Raw genomic sequence first — 5,598 nt, 5'->3', positions numbered from 1 at the left:
TTCTTGCTGCGATGGCCGGTATGTTTTGCGATCGCTCCGGGGTGGTCAACATCGCGCTGGAAGGGAAATTGCTGGCGGCGGCATTTGCCAGCGGCGCGGCGGCGGCGGTCTCCGGATCTGCCTGGGTGGGGCTGGGTGCCGGGATTGCCATCTCGGTGCTGTTTGCCCTGATGCACGGCTTTGCCACCATCACCCACCGTGGGGATCAGGTGGTGAGCGGCATGGCCATCAACATTCTGGCGGCAGGCTTGACGGCAACCCTGGGCCGTTACTGGTTCGATATGGGTGGCAAGACACCGACGCTCTCCGGTGATGCCCGTTTCGCTCCCATTGACCTCCCCTATGCCAAGGAGCTTTACGATGTGCCGGTGATTGGCCAACTCTACAGCGAGCTGCTGAGTGGTCACTCCCTGCTGGAGTACGCCGCGTTTGCCTGCGTACCGCTGGCCTGGTGGGTGCTGTTCCGTACTCGCTTCGGTCTGCGCCTGCGGGCAGTGGGCGAGGCGCCAGGCGCAGTCGATACCGCCGGTATCTCTGTGGTGCGGATGCGTTATACCGCGCTGCTGATTGCAGGGATCCTGGGTGGCATTGGTGGTACCTATCTGGCGGTGGCCCAGACGGCCCAGTTCGTTCCCAACATGAGTGCGGGCAAGGGTTATATGGCGCTGGCGGCACTGGTATTCGGCAAGTGGCGCCCCTGGAATGCCATGGCAGCCTGTCTGCTGTTTGCGTTCCTGGATGCCGTCGCCATCCGCCTGCAAGGGGTCAGCATCGGTGGCTTCGCCATCCCGGTACAGGCCATCGAGGCGCTGCCTTACATCCTGACCGTGTTCCTGCTGGCTGGCTTTATCGGCCGCGCGGTGGCACCCAAGGCGCTCGGTACGCCTTATGTGAAGGAGAGGGAGTAGCGCCCTGTAGCGCGATATTCCCGATTACACAGATAACAACAGGCCCACCTCGGTGGGCCTGTTTTTTTATGGATTGAGTGGCTGGTTACAGCAGGAAAATGGTCGCCAGCCCGAGGAAGATAAAGAATCCGCCGGTGTCGGTGATGGCGGTGATCATCACGCTGGCCCCCACCGCCGGATCGCGGCCGAGGCGGGTCATGGTCATGGGGATGATGACCCCCATCAGGGCCGCCACCAGCAGGTTGAGCATCATGGCCAGGGTCATCACGGCGCCGAGCGCTGCATCCTGATAGAGCAGGTAGGTGGCAATGCCCATGGTGCCGCCCCACACCAGCCCGTTGATAAAGGCGACGCCGAGTTCGCGCAGCAGCAGGAAGGAGAGGTTGCCCGCCTGAATGTGCTGCAGCGCCAGTGCCCGCACGATCATGGTGATGGTCTGGTTGCCGGTGTTGCCGCCGATCCCGGCGACGATGGGCATCAGGGCCGCCAGCGCCACCAGCTGGGAGATGGTGTGCTCGAACATGCCGATCACCCGCGAGGCAACAAAGGCGGTGCAGAGGTTCAGCGCCAGCCAGGCCCAGCGGGTCTTGACCGCCTTGCTGACCGGGGCGAACACGTCTTCATCCTCGCTGATACCCCCCATCCGGCGCAGGTCGGTGTCACTCTCCTCATAGACCAGATCCACCACCTCTTCGACGGTGAGGCGGCCCATCAGCTTGCCCTTGCCATCCACCACGGCGGCGGAGAGCAGGTCATCCCGCTCGAAGGTACGGGCCGCCGCTTCGTCGTTATCCTCCGGATCGAAGGTGACCGGGTCTTGCTCCATCACATCGCTCACCAGGGTGGCGGGCTTGTGCAGCAGCACTGTGGTGAGGGCCAGCTCCCCCAGCAGGTGGTTGCGGCGATCGATGACGAACAGCTTGTCGGTGTTGGCGGGGATCTTGCCGCGCAGCCGCAAATAGCGCTGCACCGTGGCCAGACTCACCTCGGGGCGGATGGTGATGATCTCGAAATCCATCATGGCGCCGACGGTGTGCTTGCCGTAGCGGATCACCTCCCGCACCCGATCCCGCTCTTCGGGGGCCATGTAGGTGAGCAGCCGCCCCATCAGGTTGCGCGGCAGGTATTGGCCCAGATAGATCTGGTCGTCGATATCCAGGGTGCGCAGGGCGTGCAGCAGCTCCTTGTCGCTCATCCCGCTGATCAGGCTGTCCCACACCGTCTCCGACGCTTCGACCAGGATCTGGCCGCGTTTCTCCTCCTCCACCAGCGCCCACAGGGCATCACGCTCATCGGGCGGCAGCGACTCCAGCGCATCGGCGACGTCGGCGGCGGGCAACCCGTTGACCAGCGCGGTGAGTTCGCTGGTCTGATCGCGCTGCTCGGCATCCTGCACCACCTGCGGATCGAGCAGGCTGTCGGTGAGGGCATCATCGCGCAGCAGCAGGGTGAGAATGCGGGATCTGTCATCCGCGCGCTGCCTGGCGCTGTTTCTGATGGGAAGAGACATGGAGAGGTTCCTGAGCTGGTGGCCACGGGGCCGAATAGCCATAGGATACCAGACTTAAAACAACAGGTTATGACGGTGCGCAGTGGTGCAGAGATTTATCGGGCGAGATCGGGCGGGGGCTTGGCGCAGGCGGGTATGGCAGGGTGAGGGGGGCGGTAGGGGTAAACGGCACGGTATAAATTTAATTTATGGCTTTTTCCTTGATGGCCCAATTTTTACTTATGCCGACTCTGCTGCGCCCTCCAGCCAGTCTCCATGCTTACTTTTTGCCATCCATGGCCATCGCCCGATCCCGGTGAGGCGGTTGCTCAGCCGGGATCGGGTGACGGGGGGTGGTGACCCCGGGCTTTGTTGGTTCAAATTCTCAGCAGGTGGCTGCTTGCTCGCAACAAACCCTGGTCATCTGGCTGGGCCAGCCGGGCCTCGGCATCGTCGATAAACCGTTCTATCCAGGCTTCAAGACTCGCCTGATCCAGCAGTGCCAGAGGAGATTGGGACCAGAGGATCGCCTGCCCATCCAGCGTACCCTGTACATGGGCTGGCCACTGGGCACCGAACAGGTTGTCGCTGGGGGGCTGGAGGGGGCCCAGCTCACAGTAGAGTTGCAGCCATTGCTCCTGATAGCAGCCGATCATCACCCGCAGGCGATCGTCGACCAGCAGGGTATACACCCCCTCTTCGGAGGGAAGGGGGGTTATCCCCAGTCGGCTGAACAGCCCCTCTACCAGTTCTCGATAGGTGGAATGGCTCATGCGTTAGCCCCCTTGAAGTTGTAAACCTCGAACTCCTGCCCAAGTCCGATCTCAAGATTGTATTTGGAGCCTGGCCAGAAGGCGTTGGTAAACCAGTTTTTGAACTGTTCCTTGTCAGGGAAATGGAACTCGCCGAAGTTGGGATCGAAGAAGGTGACCCCCTGTTGTTCATCCACATGGGCTGCCACTGTGTGGCCAGCCATCTTGCCCGAGAAACTGATCTTCTTGTACTCGGCACCCTCACCTCGGGTATCCAGAATCGCGGCAACCAGCTGCTCCGGCCCTTGTGCTCCCGTCTGGCCAGAAACAGGGGGCATTGGATAACCGGATTTGCTCATTCGCGGTACGAGGTTGTGGTCGGTGAGCCAGTTGCTGGTGACCTGAGCCTGATCGACGTGTTCTTGCATGCCGTCCATCTGCAACTGCTTGATGGAGACCAGCGTGTCAATTTGAAACTGCCCCTTCTGGCCGCCGGTATAGAGCTGGTTGAACAGGCTCTCGCCCTTGGCGTGGCTGCTGATCCAGTGGGCGGAGATCGACTCGCACACGCCGCCCGAAGTGTCCCCGTGTTTCATGATCTCACCGAGGAAGGCCCCCTTGGTCTGAGCGAACTTGAAGGTGACGCTGCCGCCATGCTGGGGGACCGAGTCACGGACTGTGCCGAGGAATAGGCGAACGCCGAGGTGTATCAGGCGATCTTTGATCATGCTGAAGCGGAAGGCGCTGGTCGGGTTGGGTTTGCCGTCGCTGGTCAGCTTGCGATCCAGCAGAGAGCGACCAGGCAGGTTGTGCTGCACGGCGGCGGAGAAGCGGGCCAGCAGCCCGGGGCGTTCGGTTATGGATTGCAGGTCACGTTTGGCTAATGGACCATCGTGCCTGGGGACGCTCGTTGGGCTGATGGGGGCTGATATTGAGGCGCCGCTGGTATGCTGCGATTGGCTGATGGAGGTGATTGTCATCATCATTACCCGTGGATGTTTGCTCTTTACATGGGAGCTTGATGATAGAGGTTGTCCAGTGCAGCGGGCTGTCAGGAATCCAGCCAGATTTTAACACTATTGGGCGCATTGCCAGGTCAGGTTGCGGGGCAGAAAAAACGCCTCTTGAGGGAGGCGTTGGCTGGGTTAAGTCGAGGGCTTAGGCGAGGGCTTGCTGGCGCTGTGGTGCCTCGCCAAACCAGGCGAGCTGGTCGGCCAACGTGACCACCGAGCCCACCATGATCAGCGCCGGGCTCTCGACCCCCACCGCCAGCGCGGGTAGCTCATCGAGAGTGCCGCGAATGACCCGCTGGCAGGGCTGGGTGCCGCGCTCGATTAGCGCCACCGGGGTGTTGCTCGCCTTGCCGTGAGCCAGCAACTGCTCGCGGATGGTGGCGCAGGAGGAGAGCCCCATGTAGAACACCAGAGTCTGCCGATCTTTGGCCAGCAGCGGCCAGTCGAGATCCCGGGCGCCCCCCTTGCCGTGCGCGGTAACGAAACGCACGCTCTGGGCGTGATCGCGGTGGGTCAGCGGAATGCCGGCGTAGGCGGCGCAGCCGCTGGCCGCGGTGATCCCCGGCACCACCTGAAAGCCGATGCCGCTGCCAACCAGCGTCTCCAGCTCCTCGCCGCCACGGCCGAAGATAAAGGGGTCGCCCCCCTTCAGCCGTACCACCCGCTGTCCCTTCTTCGCCTCCTCCAGCAAGAGCTGGTTGATCCCCTCCTGCGGCACGCAGTGGTTGCCCGCCTGCTTGCCGACGAAGATGCGTTTGGCATCCCGGCGCACCAGCGCCATCACCTCGTCGGAGACCAGCCGGTCATAGACCACCACGTCAGCCTGCTGCATCTGGCGCAGGGCGTGCAGGGTGAGCAGACCCGGATCGCCGGGGCCCGCTCCCACCAGCACCACTTCGCCAGCGCTCTGGCTCTCATCGGCAAACAGGTTGTCGGCCAGCTGGTGGGCAGAGGCGTGATCGCCCCGCGCCAGCGCCTGACCGAGCCGGTCGGCCCCGAGCAGCCGCTCCCAGAAGCGACGCCGCTCCCCCATGCTGGCGAAGCGGGCCTTGACCCGCTCCCGCAGGCTACCGGCGAAGATCGCCACGGCACCCAGATGTTGCGGCAACAGGGCCTCCAGTTTCTCCCGCAGCAAGCGGGCCAGCACCGGCGCTTTGCCGCCGGAGGAGATTGCCACCATCAGCGGCGAGCGATCGATGATCGACGGCATGATGAAGCTGGAGCGTTTCGGGTCATCCACCACGTTGGCAAAGATCCGCGCCTGATTGGCGCTCTGGTAGACCAGCGCATTCACCTCGCGCCGATCGGTGGCGGCCACCACCAGCCACTTGCCTGCCAGTTGTTCCGATGCAAATTCACCGGCCAGCCACTCGATGCTCCCGTTGGCAGCCAGCTCCGCCAGCTCGGGGTCGAGCTCGGGCGCCACCACGGTGAGG

Annotated in this window: 5 protein-coding genes; 1 reads left to right on the top strand and 4 read right to left on the bottom strand. The window is 63.0% G+C overall.

The window, feature by feature from the left end:
• Window positions 1-908, top strand: a 908-nt coding sequence (locus tag LD28_RS0112500) for an ABC transporter permease (protein ID WP_033137294.1), incomplete at its 5' end; no start/stop codon positions are given.
• Between the two features lie 85 nt (window positions 909-993).
• On the opposite strand, the gene mgtE is transcribed toward LD28_RS0112500, so the two are convergent.
• The 4 genes from mgtE to cysG form a co-directional block, all read right to left on the bottom strand.
• Complete coding sequence (gene mgtE, locus LD28_RS0112495) at window positions 994-2,418, bottom strand: magnesium transporter (RefSeq protein WP_033137292.1); 1,425 nt, start codon at window positions 2,416-2,418, stop codon at window positions 994-996.
• Window positions 2,419-2,774: 356 nt separating this feature from the next.
• Window positions 2,775-3,170: a CesT family type III secretion system chaperone gene (locus LD28_RS0112490; RefSeq protein ID WP_033137291.1), complete on the bottom strand. Its 396-nt coding sequence runs from the start codon at window positions 3,168-3,170 to the stop codon at window positions 2,775-2,777.
• Window positions 3,167-4,135, bottom strand: a complete 969-nt coding sequence (locus LD28_RS0112485) for a YopT-type cysteine protease domain-containing protein (RefSeq protein WP_241462292.1) — start codon at window positions 4,133-4,135, stop codon at window positions 3,167-3,169. The genes LD28_RS0112490 and LD28_RS0112485 overlap by 4 nt, the downstream gene beginning before the upstream one ends.
• Before the next feature lie 172 nt (window positions 4,136-4,307).
• Window positions 4,308-5,598 (bottom strand): siroheme synthase CysG (gene cysG, locus LD28_RS0112480; protein ID WP_033137290.1); only part of this gene is annotated, 1,291 nt, incomplete at its 5' end.

It is taken from the genome of Aeromonas finlandensis, from assembly GCF_000764645.1.
GTDB lineage: Bacteria > Pseudomonadota > Gammaproteobacteria > Enterobacterales > Aeromonadaceae > Aeromonas > Aeromonas finlandensis.
Note: the sequence above shows the minus strand (reverse complement) of the source record. Positions and strands in the feature narration are given on the sequence as shown.